This window comes from Kitasatospora nipponensis, from assembly GCF_039528135.1.
GTDB lineage: Bacteria > Actinomycetota > Actinomycetes > Streptomycetales > Streptomycetaceae > Kitasatospora > Kitasatospora nipponensis.
In genome coordinates this window covers 1-606 of the sequence record NZ_BAAALF010000882.1, presented here as the reverse complement: position 1 = coordinate 606, position 606 = coordinate 1, and the positions used below count along the sequence as shown (strand labels likewise).

At 66.3% G+C, this 606-nt stretch carries 1 protein-coding gene; it reads right to left on the bottom strand.

Annotation, left to right across the window (positions count from 1 at the left end):
- Positions 1 to 190: 190 nt before the first annotated feature.
- A partial coding sequence (locus tag ABD323_RS43850) for a hypothetical protein (RefSeq protein WP_344447587.1) occupies positions 191 to 606 on the bottom strand: 416 nt, incomplete at its 5' end.

Sequence of the window (606 nt, the reverse complement as noted above, 5' to 3'; positions counted from 1 at the left end):
CTGGGAGCCAGATCTCCCTCACTGTCGGGCAGAACCGACAGCGAGCTGGGCTGGTAGTCGAAACTCACCGGGGCCTCCCGGGGAACTTACCGGCGCAGGTCAGCGACTGTGGGGTCGGTGAGGACGGGTGCTAGTGCCGCCCTTGTGGCTCTTCTGCTCGGTGCCGATGACGGTCTGGTCGGCGAAGGTGTCAGCGAGGCTGGGTCGGGGCTGGGGAGTTTGAGGCGGAGTGCTGGACGCTGGGGGAGGATTTTCCTGGCTCGGGTTGTCTGTCATGTCCGTCAGTGTGCAGCACCAGCCCGACAGTCGAGGAGACCAAGCCGAGCACGAGGGCGGCCAGGCTCGCCTTCCACCAGGCGGCCTTCGTGTCCTGGATCGCCTTGTTGTGCTCGAACATCTTCACGCGCGAGGCAGCCAGCATCAGCAGGACCCGCTCCTTGGGAAGGTGCCCGTAGCCGTCCAATGCCGTACGCGGTTCGAGGTCCTTGTGCCCTCGGACCCTGACGACCATCAAGCCGCAGCCGAAAGCTGCGCCGTACGCGACGAGAGCGACGACCGCCAGAACGGGGTGGGCTTGGCGTGAGGCGAGGAAATGCGGGGGGGTGG